Genomic DNA, 23,496 nt, shown 5'->3' on the forward strand with positions numbered 1-23,496 from the left:
AGCATTTTTTATTTTAGGTTTGCTTAGTGGGTGCGGATACAAAGCCGATCCGTTTTATAGCACAGACTCAAATTCGAGCAAGGTAACCAAATAATGGCTAAATTTAGTTATAATCAGTGAAATTTTAATGAAGGGAAAATATGCAAACAGCTGACATTTTAGTTTTGGATTTTGGTTCGCAATACACGCAACTTATCGCGCGTAGGCTTCGCGAACAAGGTGTTTATACGGAACTCATACCATTTGACGCCTCAATCGAGCAGATTATGGCAAAAAACCCAAAAGGCTTGATTTTAAGCGGTGGGCCAGCGAGCGTGTATGCGAAGGACGCTTATTTTTGTGATGAGAAAATTTTTGATTTAGGTTTGCCGATACTTGGGATTTGCTATGGTATGCAGCTAATTGCGCAGCATTTCGGCGCCTCTGTCGTGCCAGCAGCGAAAAAAGAATTTGGCAAAGCAAGCCTAAAACTACTTCGTTCAAACAAGCTTTTTAACGGCGTGAGCGATAACTCGACCGTGTGGATGAGCCACTCGGACAAGGTCGCTAGCCTGCCAGAGGATTTCGAGGTTTTGGCGTGTTCGGACGAGAGCGAGTGGTGCGTGTTTGGCAATGACGCGAAGAAAATTTACGCATTGCAATTCCACCCAGAGGTGCAACACAGCGAGTTTGGAGATCAAATTTTAAAGAATTTTGCAAAAGAGATTTGCGGGTTAAGTAGCACTTGGAATATGGGAAGCTTCGCAAAAGAGCAAATCGCAAAAATCAAAGCAAAAGTAGGCAATGACAAAGTCCTTTGTGCCGTAAGCGGCGGCGTAGATAGCTCCGTGGTGGCAGCTCTCCTTGCCCACGCAGTGCCAGAGAATCTAATCGTAGTTTTTGTAGATAACGGGCTACTTCGCACAAACGAAGCAAGGCAAGTCGAAGAGATGTTTAAGCTCAAACTTGGCGTAAATTTAATCAGCGTCGATGCGAGTGAGCTTTTCCTAAGCCGCTTAAAAGGCGTAACTGAGCCAGAGAAAAAACGCAAAATCATCGGCGAGACTTTTATCGAAGTTTTCGATAAGGAAGCCAAAAAATTTGAAAATGTAAGGTATCTTGCACAAGGCACACTTTATACCGATGTGATCGAAAGTTCGCCAAGCGGGGCAAGTAAGACGATAAAAAGCCATCACAATGTAGGCGGACTGCCTGAGTGGATGAAATTTGAGCTAATCGAGCCGTTAAGAGAGATTTTCAAAGACGAAGTGCGCCAACTTGGGCTTGAACTTGGACTTTCACGCGATGTCGTTTTCCGCCACCCTTTCCCGGGACCAGGACTTGCGATTCGCATTATGGGCGAAGTAAATACGCCAAATTTAGAGCTACTTCGCAAAGCCGATGTGATTTTAAGAGAAGAGCTAAAATCAAGCGGTTGGTATGATAAAACTTGGCAGGCATTTTGCGTGTTATTAAATGTCCGAAGTGTCGGCGTCATGGGCGATAACCGCACTTATGAAAATGCAGTTTGTATCCGCGTAGTCGATGCGAGCGACGGCATGACGGCTAGTTTTTCGCGCCTTCCTTACGACCTGCTAGAAAACTGCTCACGCCGCATTATAAACGAAGTAGAGGGCATAAATAGAGTAGTTTATGATATTTCGTCCAAACCACCTGCGACTATCGAGTGGGAATAATTTTTAATTTGACGGGCGTTTTGCCCGTCTTTTTATTTTTTTCGCAAATTTAATCTCAAAATAAACGCCAAATCAAATTTATCCACAAACGCCATTGTAAGGCGAGTGGAGAGTTTTGTTTTATTTTTTAGCATTTTTCGTGCAGTGGCGAAAAACGGCGTTTTGCTTAAAATTTCACACTCGCACTTACCGGCAAATTCGCCCCCATTTTGCACGAAAAACTCCATTTTAGCCATATTTTCGCCAAATCTACTTACATAAAAATTCGCGCATCTTATGCCAAATTTTGTCGTAGCGTCAAAAATGAGCTCGGAATTTTTAAAATTTGCTTTTAAATTTGAGATTAAATTTAGTATTTCTTTTTCGCAAAAATACATAAAAACGCCGTTTGCGACAAAAATCGTAGGCAAGCTTTTATCTAAAATTTCTGTCCATTTCATATCAAACATATCGCATGAAATCAGAGTTTCATTATCATTTTGTGGGAGTAAATTTTGCCTAAATTCGATAACTTCTGCCAAATCAACGCCGTAAAATTTCGCCCCATTTTTGCCGAAGCGAAACGCCAAAGTCTCCAAGCCACAGCCCAAATTTACGACATTGCAAACGCTGTGTGTAGCAATGAAATCCTTTATCATAATGTCGGTTTCATAGTATCTTGCTGCAGAAGCCAAAGACTCATATTCGGACGAAATTTTTAGGAATTTTTGCGGGATTTTATCTTCAAATTTCATCGCCGTCTCATCGTAAAAATACTGCTTGAAATTTTTACTTGCATGAATTCTTGCGATCAACGGAATAAATAGCGTATTTGCGATTTTATTTTGCATAAATATCCTTTTTACAGGATTTTTTAAATTTTAATAACGATATATTTTATCAAAAAATGCTTAAATTTCTCAGTCCAATGTGTTTTTGTAGGCTTTTAGCGTCAGGGCGGTGATTACAAGCACGATTAGGCAAAGCGGGGCAAGGTTTGGCAAAACATCGGCAAATTGCGCGTTTTTTAGCATTATCGCGCGACAAATTCGCAAAAAATATGTAAGTGGGAAACACTGTCCCAAAAACTGCGCCCAGCTTGGCATGCCTAAAAATGGGAACATAAACCCGCTTAATAGCATTGATGGAAGCATTACGAAAACCGACATTTGCAGCGCTTGGGTCTGGTTTTTGGCGATTGTCGATATCAAAAATCCTAATGCCAAATTGCAAACAATGAAAATAAACGAACAGAAAAAAAGCAGTGCCAAAGAGCCTAAAATAGGCACTTCAAAGAGAAATTTCGCCATTATGATTATGAGAGAGGTTTGCACAATGCTGATGAAAACAAATGGCGTGATTTTGCCAATCATCACTTCGAGCGGGGTTACTGGCATGGAGAGCAGATTTTCCATCGTGCCTAGCTCGCGCTCCCTCGTCAGCGATAGTGCCGTCATCATAACGCCGGTAAAAATCAAAACCATGCCGATTAGCCCAGGGATTATGTTGTATCTCGTAAATCCCTCTGGGTTGAAATTTCGGTGAAGCAGAATTTCAAATGGCGGATTTTTGGTGCGCAGATGAGCCAGATTTCCTTTAAATTCTTTATTTATCACGCTTTGGCTGACCCCAGAAATCGCACTTATAGCCGACGATACAGCCACTGGATCGCTAGCGTCTGCTTGAAGCAAAATTTTAGGATTTTCAGCGCGGATTATACCCTTGGTAAAATTTTCGCCTATATTTAGCACGAACAAAACTTTTCCCTGTTTTAGGAGCTTTTCGCCGGTTTTGTCATCTGAGATTTTGGCGACTATCCTAAAATAGCCCGAATTTTCAAGCCCACTTACAATGCTTCTGCTAAGTGGCGAATTGTCCCTGCAATTAAGCGCCATGGGCAGGTTTTTGGGGTCCATATTTATGGCGTAACCAAACATCAAAAGCCAAATTATCGGAATCGCCACGACCATGCCAAATGTGGTTTTATCGCGTCTTAGCTGGATTAGCTCTTTTTTGACGAGGGCTTTTATGCGTGCTAGCCTCATTTAAGCGCCTTTTTTAGGTAATACACGAAGGCATCTTCTAGCAAAACCTCGCTTTTTTGCCACGAAAGTTCGTGCTTAAATTTATAGGTTTGCAGGATTTTTTCTAGCCTTTGCTCATCTTCGCCACAAATTCGCAAACTCTCTCCAAACATCGCTGTGGTGGTGATTTCGTCCATGTTTTGTAAAATTTGCGCCAAATTTGCCAAATTTATTCCGCCAAGTATAAACGAAAAAAGCCCAGTTTGCCTAGCGACGCTTTTTGGCGTGCCTTTGACGACGATTTTGCCATTTGCGATATAGACCAACTCATCGCAACGCTCAGCCTCGTCCATATAGTGCGTGCTCACAAGCGTAGTAATTCCCTCGTCCCTGAGCCTGCCAAGCTCGTCCCAAAACTCGCGCCTAGCCTTTGGATCGACGCCTGCTGTGGGCTCATCAAGCAACAAAATTTCAGGCTTGTGCAGTATGCAAGCACTAAGCGCAAGTCTTTGTTTCCAACCGCCAGAAAGTCCCCTGCTTAGCTGATTTTGTCTATCCATAAGGCCTAAGTTTGCAAGTGTTTCGTCGATGATTGTTTTCGAATTTTGGATTTGATAAATTTGGGCTACGAATTCTAAATTTTCCCTTATCGTCAAATCTTCCCAAAAGCTGAATTTTTGGGTCATGTAGCCGACTTTTTCGCGGATTTTGTCGCTTTGGGTCAAAACATCGTATCCTAAAACCTGACCTTTTGCGCTATCTGGGGTCAAAAGTCCGCAAATTAGCCTGATTGTCGTGGTTTTGCCGCTGCCGTTGGGACCCAAAAATCCATAAATTTTGCCACGCGGGACTTGAAGCGAGATATTTTTTATGACCTCTTTGCCGCCGAAACTTTTTCTTAGCTCGCTAACATCGATTGCAAATTCGCTCATTTTATTCTCACGCTAACGCCCAAACCCGGCTTTAATTCGGTGTTTGGCGCAAAGGTGGCTTCGAGCATAAAGACCATTTTTTCTCTGCTTGCGACGCTGTAAATCACGGGCGGAGTAAATTCGGCGCTTGGCGAGATATACGAGATCACAGCTGGTTTTTCGCCCTCGCAGCCGTCGCACAAAACTCCGATTTCATCGCCGATTTTGAGCTTCGCAAGGATTTTTTGTGGCACAAAAAATCTGACTTTGATATTTTGCGGTTCTAAAATCGATAAAACCGGGCTATTTGCGCCGACAAATTCGCCTTTTTTGAAATAAATATCGTAAATTTGACCGCTGTGTTGCGAGACGGCTGTGTTTTTGGCAAAGATTAATTTTGTTTTTTCTAAATTTTGCTCAGCAATGGCGATGTTTGTTTTTGCGATTTCGATTTCATCGTCCCTTGCGCCAAGGTTAGCTGTTTGTAACACCGCCTCGAATTCTGCGACTTTGGCTTTTGCAGTGTCGAAATTCGCAGATTTTTGGTCGAATTCGGATTTGCTTATGGTGTTTGATTTGAAAAGTTTTTGCGCTCTAAGAAACTCTTTTTGTGCGTTCTCAAAGGCGATTTTAGCGGAATTTAACTGGGCATTTAGGGCAGAGATTTCGCTTTGTCTTTTGCCTTTGATTAAATTTTCGTAGTTTGATTTTGCCTTATTTACTTCGTTTTGGGCGATTTTGACATTTGCTTCGCCAAGACCCTTATCTACGCAAAAAAGTTTATCTTCTGGCGAAATTTCTTGCCCTTTTTGGACATAAATTTCATCTAAAATCCCAGAATTATACGGCGAAATATAGGTAAATTCAGCCTCTATGTAGCCATTTAGTAGCTCTTGCGAGTTTGCAAACAAAAAAAAGAAAATTAGCAAAAAGAAATTTTTCATAAAATACCCAAAAATTGAAATCTGGCGATTATATCAAAAGAAAAATAAAATTTATATAGATTTTAAGCCAAACACTTTAAGGATTAAAAATTATGTGGATAAAAAAGTGGTGTCCTGCGTTGGATTCGAACCAACGGCCCCCTCATTAAAAGTGAGATGCTCTACCGACTGAGCTAGCAAGACACGGATTGTAAAGTAAGTGGCGCGATGGATGGGGCTCGAACCCACGACCTCCGCCGTGACAGGGCGGCATTCTAACCAGCTGAACTACCATCGCACAAGTGGTGGTCGCTATAAGACTCGAACTTATGACATCCACCTTGTAAGGGTGGCGCTCTACCAACTGAGCTAAGCGACCATTTATTAAAAATGAAGTGTGATTATATATCGATTGATATTAAATTTCGCTTAAATTGGAGAAAAAAATCGAATTTTTTGCTATACTCACGCAAAGCTAAATTTAATAAGAAAGAGTTATGAGAAATTTTATACTGATTTTATTTTTTTCATTACGATTGTTTGGGTATTCGCACGCAGATATTACAAATTCTGTCGCGTATGTCGCCACAAATGAGGGTGTCAAACCCGAAATTTTATACACAATCGTAAAAATCGAAAGCGATTTTAACCCCTTTGCGATTTCATTTCTCACAAATAAAGCAAACGCTGATTATTTCGCCACCCTAAGCAGTCCAAATGCGCGAATTCGCACTAGCAATTACAGCCTAAATCGCTCCAAATGGGTCGTGGCGATCCACCCCATAAACGAAGCCTACGCAATCCAAATCGCAAAAGAACTCTACGAAGACGGCTTTCCTATCGATGTGGGACTTGGGCAGCTAAATGCCGTAAATTTCGACAAAAGCGAGATTGATTATATCTTCAACCCCGTTTATAATCTCACAAAATGCGCCAAAATCCTGCGCAAATGCTGGAACGCAAAAAACAAAAACATAAAAGACACAATCGAGTGCTATAATTACGGCATGCGCAAACGCTACTCCAACCCCTACTACAAGCGATTTTACGAGCATTACGAGAAGATGTTTGGCAAGCCGTATTAAGATTAATTATTAATTAAATTTGGTTAAAATAGCCGAAATTTAAACAAAGGATAGAAAATGATTTTAATCGCAGGACCTTGCGTCATCGAAAGCAAAGAGCTAATTTTCGCGGTGGCTGAGAAGCTTCGCAAATTTCACGAAATGGACGGAATCGATTTTTATTTTAAAAGCAGTTTTGATAAGGCAAACCGCACGAGTATCGCAAGCTTCCGCGGTCCGGGGCTTAAAAAGGGCTGCGAAATACTAGCCGAAGTAAAAGAAAAATTTGGCTTTAAAATCCTAACCGATATCCACGAAAGCACCCAAGCTGCGCCTGTGGCGGAGGTCGCCGATGCGTTGCAGATCCCGGCGTTTTTGTGCCGCCAAACTGATTTGCTCGTAGCCGCTGCCAAAACAAAAGCGGTAGTAAATATCAAAAAAGGGCAGTTTCTCGCACCGCAGGCGATGAATCACAGCGTAAAAAAAGTCCTTGAAACGCGTGGCGTAAAAAGTGCAGGTTACGAGGCTACCAAAGAAAACGGCGTGTGGCTGTGCGAGAGGGGAAGCACCTTCGGATACGGAAATTTGGTCGTGGATATGCGAAGTTTCCCGATAATGCGTGAATTCGCGCCCGTGATTTTCGACGCGACACACAGCGTGCAAATGCCAAGCGCAAATGGTGCGACAAGTGGCGGAGACGCGAGATTTGTGCCGTATTTAGCGCGCGCAGCTGCTAGCGTGGGGGTCGATGGGTTTTTCTACGAAACGCACCTAAATCCGTGCGAAGCCTTGTGCGATGGGCCAAATATGCTAAATTTAGACGAATTAGAAAAAAATATTAATGAAATTTTGGCGATTAAAAGGGCTTTGAATTTTGAAATTTAAAGGGGTTGTAATGCCTAAAACAATTTATATATTTTATATACTTTTTGCGATTTTTTTGAGTGGTTGTGGTGCAAAAGGCGCGAAATTTGAGCATTTTGTCGAACCACAAAATAATAATGCCGTAGTTTATGTTTATAGACAAACGAGTGCCATGGGGGCGTTGGTGCGCACTACGGCTTACTATGATAATGGAGATGGCGCGAAAGAAATCGGCACGATAAGCAACGGGGCGTATGCAAAAGTCGAAATTCCTGCAAATATACAAACAAAAATTTATGTTGGTATCCCCGAGTGGGGCGAAACAATCGTGGCAAAAGTTGGAGAGACTTTATGTTTCAAATATGGTTTAAAAGAAAATGGCACTGTTTTCAATGGATATACCTATGCGCCGATTTACACGGCGTTTCTTTATAGGGTAGATTTACAAACTTGCAAAAAAGAGATTGTAGAGACGCAACTACACAGCAAATAGCTAAATTTTGGCAAATTTTAGCCTTTAAATTTGCCAAAATTTTTAATTTTATTTAGAGTAAAAGCAAAATTTAGCAAAAAAATAGTATAATTCAGACTTTTGAGCTTTTCGTCTAGCGGCCCAGGACGCTACATTCTCAGTGTAGAAACGCGCGGTTCAAATCCCGCAAGGCTCGCCATTTGCGCTAAATAATCCCTCTTCGCCCAATGTGTAAATTTTATCCGCCACGGCACCTATAAATTTCTCATCATGGCTCACGATAATCTCGCTAATATCGAGGTTTTTTAGTATTTTTGCGACGCGCGATTGCATAGCAAAATCAAGCCCGGTCGTGGGCTCATCGAGCAAAACTATCTCAGGCTCGCACACAATCACCCCAGCAAGTGCTACGAGTTTTTTCTCGCCGCCGCTTAGATGATACGGCACGGCGTCCCTTAAATGCGAGATTCCAAAGCGCTGCAAAATCTCATCAACTTGGATTTTTATCTCGTCTTCGCTTAAAATTTTTCGCGGTTTTATGTGGTGATTGTGCGGCGTGGTGAAAATTTCGCTGGAATTTTTCCCCAAATTTCCGCCCGAATTTTTGCGGAAAAATTTTAAAATTTTAGCCTTTTTTGCGCCCCTGTTTTGCCCCTTTTTTATCGCTTCGTTTCGCGCCCTAAGCCCAAATGCGACATCGTCAAAGACATTGGCGCAGATGAATTGCTCGTCGGAGTTTTGAAACAAAAACCCGATATTTTGGCGAAATTTCGCAAACTCTTTGACACTAGAAATTTTTTCGTGAAAAATCTCGATCTCTCCGCCACTAGACGCCCTTAACCCACATAAAATCTCTAAAAGCGTAGTTTTACCACGACCATTTTCGCCTAAGATTACGATTTTTTCCTTGTGCGCGACATCTAAATTTAGCCCCGCAAAAAGGGCTCTCTCGCCCATTTTCGCGCTTAAATTTCTAAGTTTTACCGAACAGCTCAAATCATCTCTCCAAGCCTTGCAAAAAGGCAAATTAATACAAAAAATAAAAATCCGATTTCAAGTGCGCCAAATTTCTCTTTGGCGAAGAAAAATTTCCCGCTAAAACCGCGCGTAATCAGGGCGTTTTGCAGATTTTCTGCCCTGCCTAATGCCCCTAAAATCAGTAGCGCGACGCAGTTTGCGTAGGTTTTGTAGCTAAAAATCGAGCTTTTTGCCCTAAATCCACGCACCAAAAGCACGGTTTTTTGGCGTTCTAACTCCGCTCGCAAAAATGCGATAAATTTCACGCAAAAATAAAAAATCGATGAAATTTTATCCCCAAGCCCTAAATTTCGCACCCCGCGTGCCAAAAAATACTCGTCCCTCTTCCAAAAAATCAAAATCGCAAAAAGCATAATCAAATTTGCTCGAAAAAATACAAGCAGTGCAAAGTGCGAATTTTGCGCTATTAACGCGCTTAGTATCATAAAAAATACAAAAATATTTAAAATCGCAAGTTTTTTAAAAATCTCTTTAAAATCGGCGAAATTTAGCGCCAAAAGGGCTAAAACTGGCAAAAAATAGCTAAGATAAATTTTGCCCCCAAGTGCCACAAAAAAGCTATAAATCACAAAGCAAAGTAGGCTAATTGCGGCGTTTTGGCAGGGGTTAAAAGTTTTGATTTTTGATCCTTATTTGCGTTTTTTTATGGCGTAGAGTGCGCCAAAAATCGCGAAAATTATAGCCAAACTAAGCGCAAAATTTAATAAATTTTGGTTTGATGAATTTTTTGGTTCGAGCGAATTTTGCAAAATTTCGCTAGAATTTTGATCTAAATTTTGGCTTTGCAAATTTTGCGAATTTTCCACCACATTTTCCACTTTAAAATTTATTTTTTTCGCATGACCTGCGCCGCCGTAAATTTCGATTTCGTATTCCCCAGCGCCCAAATTTAGGCTTAAAACGCCAGTTTTATCGGTTTTTGCTTCCAGTAATACTGCGCCGTTTTGGCTGATTTTCACATCGCAGTTTTGGCAGGGCGAATTGCCGTAAAAAAAGCTTTTTATACGCACATTTTCCCCGTCTTGGCTGGCGAAAACTTTGAGCGAGTGAGCCGGGGCAGTATTCGCCAAAACTAGCGCAAACAGCGCAAAAACGAGCCTTTTCATAGCAAAATTTCCTTTTTTACCCGCACGATAAATTTCAGCGCAAACAGCGCGATAATCCCTTCTAAAACCGCCAAAACTACCGATTCTAGCGAGATTAGCGTGATGATTGTGTAAAATTCCTTGCCACTGGCAAAAAGGATTAAATCCAAAAGTAGCGTCGAGATGAGTATCGGCACCGCTCCTGCCAGGAAAAACGCCGTCGTGGCGGGCATTTTGGCATTTCGCCACACGCGCACAAACACTGCACCCAAAACGGCTGGAAAGCCGATGATTGCGGTATTTACGCCCAAAATCGTAATCCCGCCAAAGCCAAAGAAAACCCCTTGAAGCATGAGCCCCACAAATATCGCTAAAATCGCGTCAGCACCCAATACTGCGCCGATTAATCCGCCCAAAATCAAATGCACAGAGCTTGCGCCCACTGGCAAATGGATAAATGAAGCGATGAAAAAAATCGCGCTCATACACGCTACTTGCGGGATTTTCTCCACTTTTAAGCGGTATGCGAGATACGCCACCACGGGCGCACTTATCGCCCAGCCTGAGATTAAAATTTCGCTTGGTAAAACGCCTTCGCTAATGTGCATTTAATGTCCTAAATTTCGTAATTTTAAATGAAATTTTGCCCAAATTTGAGCTAAATTTATAGGTAAAATTTGCGCCAAATTTCTCGCTTAAATTCATACTAAATTTCGCTCCGATTTTCCCGTCAAAATTCACGCGCAAATCCCTATTTTTCGTAGTCTTTGGTCTGCACCCAAAGCACCGCGCCAAGCTCGACGCCGTATTCCTTGCCCTCGTGCGTGATTTTTTCATCATCATCAATCAGCGCCGCAAATCCCCAGTGCCCAGCTAGTGGCATAGCAAAGCAAAACTCCCCGTTTGCGTTAGTTTTGAGGGCCTGCGTGATATGGTCCTCGCTAGGGGCTTTTAAGCCGCTTTTATTATAGTGCTCGACCTCGACTTCTACCCCTTTTGCGGGCTCGTTTTTGTATAATACTGTCCCGCAAAACGAGTTGCCCGCATACAGCCCAAATGGGCGCGTAAGTGGCACGATTTCGGCTTTTAGCCCCACTGGCTCGTCCCAGCCCTCGCCGTATCCGTAAGCGTCGATTATGGTTTTTGTCTGGTGGCGGATGAATTTTTCCTCGGCTGGTTCAAAGTAAGGCTTCGGATCGAAGTAAAATTGATAAACGCCCGGTTCTTTTACCTCAAATTCGGCTGTGAAATAAGCGTTTTCGCCCTCTTTTTGCGCTTTTAAATTTTGCAAAAACGGCTTTTTCTCGCCATTTACCCAAATTTCAGCCACATTTGGAATTTCTAAATTCATGCGATTTTGCTCGAAAGGGTGAGTGAATTCATAAACCAAATTTAGCTTGTTTTTGCTCTCATCTTCGATAGTATCACTATCTGCCAAAACTACGCCAAAGTGCGCAAATGACGCTGTTGCGGCGCAGGTTAGAAGGGATAAAATTTTAAATTTCATATTCGCTCCTTGTGAAAAATTTTAGTTTCGTAATATTACAGAATTTTGCTTAAAATAACACTAAAAATTTTTAGATATTATAAAATTTCGCTTAAATTTGCCCACTTTATATTTTTAAAGTAAAATTTCGCTAAAATCCAAAAATTTTTATTTCACGGAGAAAGATATGATAAATTTACGACTAATCGAAACAAATTTTGACGAATTTAATAAAAAACTAATCGCCAAAAAAGTCCCCGCAGACACTCTAAAAAGCCTACTTGACGCTTATAATGAGTTAAAAGAAAAAAAGACAAATTTAGAAAATTTGCAAGCCGTGCAAAATGCCAAAAGCAAAGAAATGGGTATCATAGCGAGACAAGGTGGCGACATGAAAGCCCTAAAAGCCGAACTTGACGCAAACAAGGCAAAAATCGCAGAACTCAGCGCAGTGGTTGTCGAGTGCGAAGAAAAGCTAAATAGTGTGGCAGCCGTCGTGCCAAATATCATCGATGATGATGTCCCATTTGGCGCAGATGAAAACGAAAATGTATGCGTAAAAACCGTGCTAGAACCGCGTAAATTTGACTTTACGCCAAAAGAGCATTTCGAGCTTGGCGAAAGCCTTGGTTGGCTAGATTTCGCTCGTGGCGTGAAGCTTAGTGGTAGCCGTTTTACCGCACTTCGTGGCGTGGGCGCGAAGCTAAATATGGCGCTGATAAATTATATGATTGATTTTAACAATAGTCGTGGTTTTGAGCTTGTAAATATGCCGTTTTTGGTGCGCGATGAGATACTTTATGGCACGGGACAGCTACCGAAATTCAAAGACGACCTTTACAAGGTCGATGATGACGAGCTAAATCTGTATCTCATACCTACGAGCGAAGTTACGGCGACGAATTTATTTAACGATGAAATCATCGAAAGCGCGAATTTGCCGATAAAGCTTACGAGTTACAGCCACTGCTTCCGCAAAGAGGCAGGGAGTGCTGGGCGCGATACTAGGGGTATGATTCGTCAGCACCAGTTCGAAAAGGTCGAGCTTGTGGCGATTACACGCCCACAAGATAGCGAAAAAATGCTTAATGAAATGGTAAGCTGTGCTAGTGATTTGCTTGCGTCTTTGGGCTTACCACACCGCCACATGGTGCTTTGTAGCGGGGATCTTGGTTTTAGTGCGGCAAAAACGATTGATTTGGAGGTTTGGCTTCCAGGACAAAACAAATACCGAGAGATTAGCTCGATTTCAAATTGTCGTGATTTTCAAGCAAGACGCGCGAAAATTCGCTATAAAGATGAAAATAAGAAAAATGCTCTCGTGCATACGCTAAATGGCTCATCTTTGGCGGTGGGTCGGACATTGATAGCTGTCATGGAAAACTACCAACGCGCCGACGGCACTATCGAAATTCCAAAAGTTTTAGAAAAATATATGTAGGTTTTGGCTTTTCGCAATGACACATAATCTGTCACCCTGAAATACTGCGCCGAAATCTTATCGACATTGTAAGCGAAGTAAAATTTACTTTATTTTGTCATTGCGAGCGAGTGTAACGACGAGGCAAAACAAGCGTAGCGCTCGGCGTTAGCCGATGTTTCCTTGAAAACAAGCGTAGCGGTGGCGTGCGTAGCTGGGCAGGTTTGGACGAGCCGTAGGCGAAGTCAATCTACGACTTAAAATTACCGAACGCTAAATTTGCTGTCATTGCGAGCGTAGCGAAGCAATCCAGGGAAATTCAAATAAATTTTAATTCACAGAAAAATTTATTGAAATTTAAAATTCATAAAATTTTTGTAATTCTCCATAAATTTTACTGGATTGCTTCGACGGCGTTGCCGTCTCGCAATGACACGAATTACAGCGTCTGGTAGTTTATGCTCGTAGATTGCTTCGATTTTCTTACGAAAATCTCGCAATGACAGATTAAACAAATTTTACGCTCGCTATTGTCATTGCGAGGAGCAAAGCGACGAAGCAATCTACGAATTCAAATCACCGAACGCCAAATTTGCATTTTTTCGTTTGTAAATTTGCGCGCAAATAAATTCGCCCAAATAACAAAAATAAAAAATCCGCTAAATGCCTTGATTATTCACATTTTTAAAGGTTAAATTTATATTTATTTTAAGCGATTTAGTAATAAAATAGAGAAAATTTTTACACATAAAATGATGGAGGTCATATTATGAAAAAAGAAAAGGTATTTAGCAGGGCGTTATCTGCTATGTTGATTTTGTTTGGAGTTAGCGTTGGCGCGTTCGGTGATGATATTAATTTGGACGAGTTAGATGATACGCACTATGCCAAGGAATTTCCTGTTGATGTTAAAACAATCCATCCAGTTATTCCAAATAATGGCAAGATTCCTTCTGATGCCGCTGGTGAGCATATAGGTATCATACTATACGGCGGAAGGGGAACGAGAGTTGAAAGGGAGCCTACTAGGGATCCAAATAAAGATAAACCTACACTGAAAGATACAACATTGTTTGGTGGTATTTTGCCTTGTGATACCGATTTTAATGGTGCATATACAAGAGAAAATGGCAAATGTAAGGGTTCTAACCAAAATGATTGGTATGGCGAAAATGGTAAAAAGCAAGTAGTCAATTTCTCCACTATGGAGATTGGCTCTTATGATATTAGCCACACTCAGCAGTTAAGGTTCGGTGGAGCTGGTTCTTATGTATTTGGAGATATTGTTACAGCAGGAAGTCCTGTTTTAGAGCCTATGAAGCGACCATTTATTGCTCTAAAAAGCGGCGATATACTTGATCCCAAACCTGATAATTCATGGAAAGCCAAGTTTATTAATGATGGTGCAGTGCCTGGAACTAAGGGAAGCAACAGCACCACAGATACTATTAAACTTCCAAAAGGTGTTAAAAAAGAAGACATAACCTTTGCTCGACTTTATTGGTTTGGCAATCTATTTCCAGACAATAGTTTGACAGATAGTTTTGGTAATATGAATTGTGATGAAAACGATAAAGCAAAAGCCGCAGGAAAAGGGAAACCTTGTAATAGACTGCCAAAAGTTCTTGAAATTGATGAAATAAAAGGTTACCAAGATGTAAAATTAAAGGTCGGAAACAAAGTTTATGATCTTACTGTCGATAAGACACAAAAAGACAAGATTAATGCAATAGAAAAAAATGGCGGTGTTTGCCAAGGAATTTTTTCTTATAACTCATCTTTTTTTACCACACATGCTCAAAACCAAAGATTCAATATGAACTATATCTGTGCTATTGATATCGTTAATGAAGTAAGGGAAAATTTCATAGACGGCACTACAAATCTCGATATCAGTGTAGGAAATGTAAGAGCTACGAATATCAATCCAACTCACGATTATCCAGGTGATCAATCTGGTAACCAAGTGTGGTCAAGAGCGGATGCTAACGATGCCCATACTTACGAAGGTGGCTTTATGGACGCCATGCAAGCTAACCACCAGTTGCCTTTTGGCGGTTGGTATGTAGCGTTAGTCTATGATAAGACTATGAAAGCCAGAGAAGAGGCAAAACAAACAGGGTTGTTGACGCAAAAAGAGCTGGATTTGTATTACAAAGCTAAAAATGTTACTTTGTATGATGGCTATGGGGAGATTCAACCAACTGGTGATGTTCCAGATGTTACGGTCGATTTTACATTAAGTGGTTTTTATACTCCGGAAAGTGGTCCGGTGCAAGGTAAGATAATCTGGGCTTCTGGTGGTGCTGAGTGGGGTTATATGGATGACGAAGAGAATGCGATAAAAGAGGGTTTATATGTATCAAGAGAACCAGGTAAATTTAATATGGAGGATAAGCCTGAATCAAGACTAAGAAATCCGTCTAATCCGTTTAGAGGAAGTCCGCTTAACGGAACAAAATCAAAGTATAATGTCGGCGATGATGGTAAGTATGTATTTGAGGGTTATACGATTGAAGATTCAACTTCTGGCATTAAAAATCGTAATGGAAACTATAATCAAGGTTTCGATTTAGATGAATACGATATTTCAAGCACTAGCGAGAGTAAATTTCTTAAAAATGGACAAAAATCTTTGTCGTTAAGGGCATATGTAAGAAAAGTCAAATTTCGAGGAAACAGTGGTTGGCACGAACGCGCCTTTATCCCGTTTATCGGAATGTCTGTTGATTTATATATTCCACAACTATGCTATGAGCAAAAAATGTATGATACGGCTGGTTGGCTGGGATTTTATAACGAAGATGGCACACCTAAGAATAATGTCGGAAAAGTAGAGGATGTAACTGTCGTAACTGGCGAGAATTTGTATTATAGAACCGAGATTAGAAATAAAAAAAGTGATGAAGGTAATGTTGCAAAAGGTGTATGGGTGAGAGTAGATACTGGTAGAAGCAATACCTATGTGCCAAATTCATCTGGTATAAACAATGTCCCAGTAGAAGGTGCTAGTCTAGATGGCAGAAGGGAGTTTAGGTTCTTGCAAGATAATACACTTGGTGCATACTCTACTCAGGCAAAAAGAGCTGCTGGTGGAACCCCTGATGTAACTGATACGGTATATGCAGGAAAACAGCTAAATTCTTTAAGAGATAATCAGCTTAAATTTTATGTAGGTCGTGGCGCTGGTAGTTTATCAGGAACTGAGCCAGTCGGTGGTGAGCTAAAAATAGGCGAATCTGTATTTTTGGAATACAATGCTACGGTTGGTAGGACATTTACATATACGCCTATCCGCTATACAGTGGGATATACTATGGAGATAGCTGGTCAGCCAGTAGTAGGACCTACTGCTATAATGAATCGTTGCAAAGAGGGAGAAAAAAATGTAAAAATCGTGCTTCTAAATGGTCTTAAAGTGGTAAATCAAAATTTCAAAGATCATTGCGAGGGCAAAGATAAGTGCAGTGATACTGATAAAAACAAAACTCTCGCCCAAGACGATAGATTATTTACTCAAATAGCCGAGTCGCCATTTAAAGTAAATATGATATTTAAGCCAGATATCAATGATATCTTTGATGAGTATTGTGTCAGCAAAGACGCAGATGGTAAATGTAACTATGAGTCAAAGGATTTTGATATATGTGCGAACTACGAGAAGCTTTTTGAAGAAGTTAATGGTAAATGCCGCGCAAGGAGGTATAAAAAAATAGGTAATGTATGGGGAATGTGTGTGCCAGGAGATAAGCCTGGTGAATGTAAGACTGGTGATCTTGACGGTAGCTTGCAAGACTTCGAGCTTCCTGGTGATTTGTATCTTTCGGCTATCAGAACTGGCAGTGGTTGTAAATACATAACCGATAATGACAAGTTACCATTTAAGGTAAATGGCGAGAATGAAAGGTTATTTAACTACAAAACAGGATTTAAAGAGGAACAAACAAGAACAGGGAAAAAAGTAGTTCCACTCGAAAAAATTGAGTTTGAAGATGCTTTCGGTGGTGTTACATTTATGTTTAGTTATAGACCTAGGGGTCTAACTCTTAACAATGACTTTGATAAGCTCGATATGAATGCTACTGCACTATATAATTATAATCCAGTAGATAATCCAAATGCCGAAGCTGAGCTGATAACAAATTCAACAGAGTATTATAAGAGATATCAAATCGAGAGCTTGTATGAGAAATATATAGATAAAGATGCGAATATACCTGATAGTGTCAGGGCTATTTTGGACGAGTATAATTTAGATAGATTTAGGATTAGGCTATCTGAATATCGTGCTAGGACAGTAGAGGAAGCCCAAGCTAAAAAACGCAGATTAGAGTTAGCGTGGCTTGCGGATACTATGACAGGCAATACTCCGAGCGAGGAAAGAGCAGAATTTGAAAAAGAAAAAAATGCTGTTGTAGCTGAGCTGGATAGTGCGAGATCATATTTCGGAACTGAAATGTCGCCAGATGGGTCTTTCCATGTATGCGATAGTGATCACTTTGTAATCAGACCTGCATATTTCGAAGTCGATATGGATAAAACTAGCAAATATGCTAAACTGGTCGATCCTGATAAAGACGGTGATATCACTGAGGCTTTGGCTGGTAGTCACACTAGTGATTTACGCGTAGGTGGTAAATATTCAGATAATGATGATGTATTAACCGAAGTATTTTATGCAAGAAGCTATAAAGGTAACCCGGTGCCTAACTATAATGCAGTCTTAGGTGGCAATTTAGGCGAAAAAAGATTTGCTCAAAGAAACAGCTATACGATTAAATCATTAAGCGTAGATGAAGCAAATGCAAATGTGGCATTTAGAGAGCAAAAAACATACCTAAAACCGTTTATCTCTAATGATTGTTATGGAGTTGTATCTGGTCAGGCTTACTATGTAGAAAAAGAATTGCAAGATAGAACCGGTGTCAAATCTACACTTGGCACAGAGTGTAATACTCGCTCACTTTACTCTGGCTTCAAATTTGAGGACGGAAAATATACGATAGATGATTTGACTATGTTGGTGAAAAAACAAAAAGAGACTGACGAGATAGATAATGATTTCGGTAAAATAGATACTGGTTGTAAAGTCAATGGCAAAGATTTTTATACTAATTATGACAAAATTTGGGATAAAGATGCTATTTCTTTGCTTGCAGATTTTGGTGTAAAAAGTGTAAATCTCTCAGAGGGTGCTGCTAAGATAGAAAGCAGATTTGGCACAAATGATTTAATAGTGCAAGGTAAATTGGCGCCAAATGAAAAAGCAGATGTAGCGGCAGTATTGACTACCGAAACGCTATATTCTGATGCAAGTAAATCTAGCCTAAAAGGTCAAATTTTTAACTACTACAATGTCGGTGATGTGCTAGTAAATGTTTATGACAACTCATGGACTGATAAAAATGGTGATCAAACCTATGATGAGAGAAAAGACGGCGATGATAAGTATTGGGGAACTAAATGTATCATCGACTCTGCTACAAATAAACCTGATAGCACAGGTAGAGTAGGTTGTGATATCAGTATAAAACGAGCCGAGAAAAAAGATAGCAATGAGAGCTTGGGATTGGTTTTGAGATATAAACCAGATCGCATTGAGATATCATCTATCGGATTGCAAAACGGCTTAAATGGAGCTGGTTGGAAGTTTGTCGAAGATGGTGAACTCAAAAATGCAAGTAGCTACGATGCTAACGCTTCTGTGCTTGCAGGTAATTATACAAATGGTGTTGTTTCAAACCTAAATCAAACCCGCTTTACATACTTTAACTCAGTAGAAGTTGAAGATGATGTAACGATAGATTATTATGGTGATAATAATGTCACTATAACCCTTGCGGACTCAGATAAAAACAAAGCTGTTACTAGCCAGTTGAGCGAGTTGGCTATGATAAAGGCAAATGCTAAGGTATATTTGAGTGATGAAGTATATAGCGATGTCATTGCTACACTTTATGACGGAAGAGCATACGAAGCAGAATCAGGAAAGGCCATGCAGCCATTGTGTGGTTTCGCTAGCGATATGGAGCTTAGTGTAGGATTTGATTACGATTGTGCTACAAACTCTACCGATGCTCGTTGTATCAAAGGACAAACCGCATTGACTACTCCTAGCGAGATAGATTATAAACCATATCCAGACAAACCTAATTTTGAGGTCAAAATTCCTAGTGGAACGCAGTATTTTAACGATGATGTTTGTATAGCTAGCGCAAATTATGATAGTAGATGTTATAAATTTAATACCAAAAGTCAAGGCGCAGCTGGAACGAGATCAGAAGACGCTACTGATAGAAAAGCATTTCCTTTAAGTGCTGCGATTAGCTTCTATACTGATAAGAGTTTAAATAGTGGTTTTATCCACAAAAAAGATTCTAATGGCAATAAAACTGGCGTGTATTTGAATCCAAAACAACCAGATTTCATCTTGATGTCTCGTGCGTTTAAAGAGGGTCAAACACCTAGTGCGACTATCTTTTTTAACTTCGATAGAATGCAAAAAAGTCCGCATTTGCCTTTGGTGATTTATCCGACTGATTTTAGTCTAAGCAATTTTAAATTTATAGATGATAAAGCATCTATGTTGCCGGCTAAATTCAAGAAAGATTATGCAACTATACCTTATGCAACTACCGAGATTTCATCTGCTAAACAGCCAATGGGTGGCGTTAGAGAGATGAAAGTCGAGAATTTCGCTGATTATGCAAAAAGTCTTGGTGGTGTTGCAGCCTTGCCTAGTGGAACTGGCACCTATGCATATTTCATATATGGCAAATCATACGATGTAGATAATGGTAGCGCTATCAAACGCCCATCAGTAAAAACTAATGAAAAAATAGATATTAAAGAGGCGTTGTATTGTCCTAAGAGCGAAGGCGATTGCTCTACTTTACTAGCTCCTAATACTACTTATGAGCTTTTAAAACCTAGCAGCAATATATTTAAAGCCCTTAAAGATGCGAACGAATATGAAACTATGGGGGGAGGTTTTGTTATAAACAAGCTTTCCACAATTGACGCTAGCAATATAGCCGATGTTTTTGTGTCTAGGTATGCTACTAGTAAGGCAACCATAACACCTTCTGGCAAAAATAATGGAGAAAAATTTAAAGACGGAGTTCAGACTATATCTGTTACTTCTGCTACCAGAGGAAGCGATACGATTAGGATACTAACAAATCCATGGCTTATTTATACGCCAGATAATGGAGTTCATGGCTATAAAGTATATATAGATGACGCACCAAGCGATTCAGAGTATGCTTATAGATATAGTGGTGTAAGACAATACTATAATCCTATCGAGGTTAGATTTAGACTTGATGGCACTTGGGGCGGTGAAGGCACTATCAAAGGTGGCGAAGATAATGTAGGTAACTTCGTCGGTGGTAATGATACTAGTGCTTCTGGAGATAGCGTCGAAAGTAATGATGAAGGACGATCATACCGCAACAACCGCATTAACTGGTAACTTTCACACCAGTTAAAATTTAAAGCCTAGCCTTGGTGCTAGGCTTTTTTAAATTTAATCAAATTTAAAAAAATAGTAAAATTTAAATTAGGAAGACATTTGAAAAATATACGAAATTTCAGCATTATTGCCCACATAGACCACGGCAAAAGCACCCTTGCAGACAGACTAATCAGCGAGTGTAAGGCGGTCGAAGATCGTCAAATGAGCTCGCAAATCATGGATACTATGGATATCGAAAAAGAGCGCGGTATCACTATCAAGGCCCAATCCGTGCGCCTAGAATACGAGCTTGGTGGCGAAAAATATGTCCTAAATCTCATCGACACCCCAGGCCATGTGGATTTTAGCTACGAAGTGAGCAGAAGTCTGGCTAGCTGCGAGGGCGCGATACTTGTCGTCGATGCCAGTCAGGGCGTGCAGGCTCAAACTATCGCAAATGTCTATATCGCACTCGAACACAACCTAGAAATTATCCCTGTGCTAAACAAAATCGACCTTCCATCGGCAGATCCTACGCGCGTCAAGGACGAGATCGAGCATATAATCGGACTTGATTGTTCAGAGGCAATCGAAGTAAGCGCGAAGACTGGGCAGGGCATAAAAGAGCTATTAGAGGCGATTATCACGAAAATCCCAGCCCCTAAAACCGATGAAAACAAGCCATTAAAAGCACTTATTTATGATAGCTGGTTTGATAACTATCTTGGCGCACTCGCCCTTGTGCGCATTTATGACGGAGTGGTCAAAAAGGGCGATGAGGTCTATGTCATGGGCACTGGCGGTCGTCACGAGGTGCTAGGGCTCATGTATCCAAACCCTCTTGCGCCGATTAAAACAAACGCCGTGCGAAGCGGTGAGGTCGGTATCGTAGTAATGGGGCTAAAAAATGTCAGCGATGTGCAAGTCGGCGATACGATTACGCTCTATCGCAACCAAGCTTCCCAGCCAATCGGTGGCTTTGAAAAGGCAAAACCTTTTGTGTTTGCTGGAATTTACCCCGTCGAAACCGATAAATTCGAAGAGCTACGCGACGCGCTAGATAAGCTCAGCCTAAATGATAGCTCACTTAGCTACGAACCTGAGACCTCGCTTGCGCTTGGATTTGGCTTTCGTGTGGGGTTTTTGGGCTTGCTTCACATGGAGGTTGTCAAAGAGCGTTTGGAGCGCGAGTTTAACCTCGATCTCATCGCTACTGCGCCGACTGTTACTTATGAGGTCTATCTCACAGACGGCTCTATCAAGCGAATCCACAGCCCTAGCGAACTGCCTGAGCCAAACTATATAGATCATATCGAAGAGCCTTATGTGCGCGCTACAATCATTACGCCGAGTGAATTTTTGGGGAATTTAATCACGCTTTTAAATTCTCGCCGTGGCGTGCAGACCAAAATGGACTATATCACGCCAGAGCGTGTTTTGCTCGAATACGATGTGCCGACAAATGAGATTATTATGGATTTTTACGACAAACTCAAATCCTGCACCAAAGGCTATGCTAGTTTCGATTACGAGCCTAGCGATTATAGGCGCGGAAATTTGGTCAAACTCGATATTCGCGTCGCTGGCGAGGCTGTCGATGCGCTCTCTATCATCGTGCCGGTAGAAAAGGCGCAGTCTAAGGGCAGGGATTTGGTAAAAGCGATGAAGGAAATCGTCCCGCGTCAGCTTTTTGAGGTGGCGATTCAGGCTAGTATTGGCAACAAAATCATCGCCCGCGAAAATGTCCGCGCCATGGGCAAAAATGTAACCGCCAAGTGCTACGGTGGCGATATCACGCGCAAGCGCAAGTTGCTCGAAAAGCAAAAAGAGGGCAAAAAGCGCATGAAGGCTATCGGCAAGGTGAATTTGCCTAGCGAGGCGTTTTTAAGTGTTTTGAAGATTGATTAAAATTTGGCTCTTTGAGGAATACTGCCCCGGATTTCGCCTAATTTGTCATGTGGGAATTTTGCGAGGGTAAAATTTGTTTGAATTTCCCTGGATTGCAACGCTGGGCTCACAATGACAGCAAATTTGGCGCAAGGAATTTTAAAGTCGTAGATTGCCACGCCGTGCAAGCACGGCTCGCAATGACAAATTAAAAGTCAATGAAAATCCCATGGATTGGCATGTTAGCTGCGTTTGCTTGCAAATGACAAATCAGGGAAATTTATAAGCCCAAATTTGGACTTATAAAGTAGAATTTAGCTTAAAAATTGCTAAGGAAATCGTCTAGCAGAAGGTATTTTTTATCGATACTGCCTTTGTAAAATTTCTCGAAAGTATCGGTGTATGCGTGTTGGAAAAACTCCGCCTTTGTTAGCTCAATAATCGCGTTATTTACGAAATTTACAAGCTCTGCGTTGCCTTTTTGCGCGCCCACACAGATATAATCTATCTCGCCTACGCTTTTGACGCCAGTTTCTAAGCTAGGATTATTCATCACAACTGCGGCGGCTGTGATATTTGTGTGCATGTAGCCATCGACTTCGTTTGATAGCATTTTTTCCGCGCACTCTACGCCATGTTCGCAGTAAGAAACATCAAAACTATATTTTTGTGCATTTGTTTTGAGCCAATCATCGCTTGTGGTACCCTTTTGGACTATGATTTTTTTGCCCTTTAAATCAGATAGTTTTGTAACTCCGTCAGCTTTTCTGGTGACTACGACTTGCACATCTGCTAGGTATGGCACTGAAAAATCCACTTCCTTGGCGCGCGCTGGTGTGGCAGAAAAGTTGCCGACCACTAGGTCTAAATCGCCGTTTTTAAGCATAGGAAGTCTGTCTTTTGCCTCGATGACTACTAAGTCGATTGAGCCGTCGCTTCCTACTAGCTTTGTGCCGATTTCTTTGGCCAAAGATACCTCGAACCCCTCGCTCTGCCCATTTACTTGCGAACTAAATGGAGGCAGATTTTCTCGCACACCGATTTTAACCTTTTTGCTTGATTGAATTTCTTGCAAAGAGGCACCAAATGCACATGCACAGCCAAGTGATAAAAGTAAAAACTTTTTCATTATATACTCCTATAAATGAAATTTTAGTTTTTTTTAAAAAGATATTAGGAGTAATTTTACCGTGAAATTTTAAAATAAAATT

General features: G+C 41.0%; 18 protein-coding genes and 4 tRNA genes. 8 read left to right on the forward strand and 14 right to left on the reverse strand.

Features of this window, described 5'->3' with window-relative positions:
- Positions 1-140: 140 nt before the first annotated feature.
- The gene (gene guaA, locus OFO07_RS06930; RefSeq protein WP_270865946.1) at positions 141-1,676 is read left to right on the forward strand and encodes a glutamine-hydrolyzing GMP synthase; all 1,536 of its coding nucleotides are present in this window, start codon (positions 141-143) and stop codon (positions 1,674-1,676) included.
- Between the two features lie 32 nt (positions 1,677-1,708).
- Here guaA and OFO07_RS06935 read toward each other — a convergent pair whose 3' ends face one another.
- From OFO07_RS06935 to OFO07_RS06965, 7 genes are all read right to left on the reverse strand, one after another.
- Entirely contained in the window at positions 1,709-2,506 is a 798-nt protein-coding gene (locus tag OFO07_RS06935; protein ID WP_270871424.1) for a class I SAM-dependent methyltransferase, read from the reverse strand.
- Between the two features lie 69 nt (positions 2,507-2,575).
- A complete protein-coding gene (locus OFO07_RS06940; protein ID WP_270871425.1) occupies positions 2,576-3,700 on the reverse strand; it encodes an ABC transporter permease in 1,125 nt (374 codons plus the stop codon).
- Entirely contained in the window at positions 3,697-4,611 is a 915-nt protein-coding gene (locus OFO07_RS06945) for an ABC transporter ATP-binding protein (protein ID WP_270871426.1), read from the reverse strand. The genes OFO07_RS06940 and OFO07_RS06945 overlap by 4 nt, the downstream gene beginning before the upstream one ends.
- Positions 4,608-5,534 (reverse strand): HlyD family secretion protein, encoded by a 927-nt coding sequence (locus OFO07_RS06950; RefSeq protein WP_270871427.1) that lies wholly within the window; start codon positions 5,532-5,534, stop codon positions 4,608-4,610. Before OFO07_RS06950 ends, OFO07_RS06945 begins: the two co-directional genes overlap by 4 nt.
- Before the next feature lie 107 nt (positions 5,535-5,641).
- Positions 5,642-5,717, reverse strand: a tRNA-Lys gene (locus tag OFO07_RS06955).
- A 17-nt stretch (positions 5,718-5,734) separates the two neighbouring features.
- Positions 5,735-5,811 (reverse strand) — tRNA-Asp (locus OFO07_RS06960).
- Between the two features lie 5 nt (positions 5,812-5,816).
- A tRNA-Val gene (locus tag OFO07_RS06965) sits at positions 5,817-5,892 on the reverse strand.
- A gap of 118 nt (positions 5,893-6,010) precedes the next feature.
- On the opposite strand from OFO07_RS06965, the gene OFO07_RS06970 reads away from it, so the two are divergent.
- From OFO07_RS06970 to OFO07_RS06985, 4 genes are all read left to right on the forward strand, one after another.
- Positions 6,011-6,598 carry a transglycosylase SLT domain-containing protein gene (locus OFO07_RS06970; RefSeq protein ID WP_270862130.1) on the forward strand — a complete coding sequence of 196 codons (588 nt, stop codon included), beginning with the start codon at positions 6,011-6,013 and terminating at the stop codon, positions 6,596-6,598.
- A 57-nt stretch (positions 6,599-6,655) separates the two neighbouring features.
- Positions 6,656-7,462: a 3-deoxy-8-phosphooctulonate synthase gene (kdsA, locus tag OFO07_RS06975; RefSeq protein ID WP_270871428.1), complete on the forward strand. Its 807-nt coding sequence runs from the start codon at positions 6,656-6,658 to the stop codon at positions 7,460-7,462.
- Positions 7,463-7,472: 10 nt separating this feature from the next.
- Complete coding sequence (locus tag OFO07_RS06980) at positions 7,473-7,934, forward strand: hypothetical protein (protein WP_270871429.1); 462 nt, start codon at positions 7,473-7,475, stop codon at positions 7,932-7,934.
- Positions 7,935-8,035: 101 nt separating this feature from the next.
- Positions 8,036-8,112, forward strand: a tRNA-Glu gene (locus tag OFO07_RS06985).
- Here OFO07_RS06985 and OFO07_RS06990 read toward each other — a convergent pair.
- Genes OFO07_RS06990 through OFO07_RS07015 form a run of 6 tightly spaced genes read right to left on the reverse strand, consistent with a single transcriptional unit; the run spans position 8,091 to position 11,543 of the window.
- Positions 8,091-8,870 (reverse strand): energy-coupling factor ABC transporter ATP-binding protein, encoded by a 780-nt coding sequence (locus OFO07_RS06990; protein ID WP_270871430.1) that lies wholly within the window; start codon positions 8,868-8,870, stop codon positions 8,091-8,093. The genes OFO07_RS06985 and OFO07_RS06990 overlap by 22 nt on opposite strands.
- 35 nt (positions 8,871-8,905) lie before the next feature.
- Positions 8,906-9,571 (reverse strand): energy-coupling factor transporter transmembrane component T, encoded by a 666-nt coding sequence (locus OFO07_RS06995; protein WP_333720462.1) that lies wholly within the window; start codon positions 9,569-9,571, stop codon positions 8,906-8,908.
- Between the two features lie 9 nt (positions 9,572-9,580).
- A complete protein-coding gene (locus tag OFO07_RS07000) occupies positions 9,581-10,057 on the reverse strand; it encodes a hypothetical protein (protein WP_270871431.1) in 477 nt (158 codons plus the stop codon).
- The gene (gene cbiM / locus OFO07_RS07005; RefSeq protein ID WP_270871432.1) at positions 10,054-10,644 is read right to left on the reverse strand and encodes a cobalt transporter CbiM; all 591 of its coding nucleotides are present in this window, start codon (positions 10,642-10,644) and stop codon (positions 10,054-10,056) included. The genes OFO07_RS07000 and cbiM overlap by 4 nt, the downstream gene beginning before the upstream one ends.
- Positions 10,634-10,777: a hypothetical protein gene (locus tag OFO07_RS07010; protein WP_270871433.1), complete on the reverse strand. Its 144-nt coding sequence runs from the start codon at positions 10,775-10,777 to the stop codon at positions 10,634-10,636. Before OFO07_RS07010 ends, cbiM begins: the two co-directional genes overlap by 11 nt.
- A gap of 10 nt (positions 10,778-10,787) precedes the next feature.
- Entirely contained in the window at positions 10,788-11,543 is a 756-nt protein-coding gene (locus OFO07_RS07015; RefSeq protein ID WP_270871434.1) for a DUF4198 domain-containing protein, read from the reverse strand.
- A 166-nt stretch (positions 11,544-11,709) separates the two neighbouring features.
- Between OFO07_RS07015 and serS the strand changes: the two genes are divergently transcribed.
- The 3 genes from serS (at position 11,710) to lepA (ending at position 22,306) form a co-directional block, all read left to right on the forward strand.
- Entirely contained in the window at positions 11,710-12,963 is a 1,254-nt protein-coding gene (serS, locus tag OFO07_RS07020) for a serine--tRNA ligase (RefSeq protein ID WP_270871435.1), read from the forward strand.
- A gap of 748 nt (positions 12,964-13,711) precedes the next feature.
- Complete coding sequence (locus tag OFO07_RS07025; RefSeq protein ID WP_270871436.1) at positions 13,712-20,416, forward strand: hypothetical protein; 6,705 nt, start codon at positions 13,712-13,714, stop codon at positions 20,414-20,416.
- Positions 20,417-20,515: 99 nt separating this feature from the next.
- Complete coding sequence (gene lepA, locus OFO07_RS07030) at positions 20,516-22,306, forward strand: translation elongation factor 4 (RefSeq protein WP_270871437.1); 1,791 nt, start codon at positions 20,516-20,518, stop codon at positions 22,304-22,306.
- Positions 22,307-22,604: 298 nt separating this feature from the next.
- Here the strand turns inward: lepA and OFO07_RS07035 are convergent, their stop codons facing one another.
- Complete coding sequence (locus tag OFO07_RS07035) at positions 22,605-23,414, reverse strand: transporter substrate-binding domain-containing protein (RefSeq protein WP_270871438.1); 810 nt, start codon at positions 23,412-23,414, stop codon at positions 22,605-22,607.
- Positions 23,415-23,496 lie beyond the last annotated feature (82 nt).

It is taken from the genome of Campylobacter sp. JMF_06 NA1 (assembly GCF_027737785.1).
Lineage (GTDB): Bacteria > Campylobacterota > Campylobacteria > Campylobacterales > Campylobacteraceae > Campylobacter_B.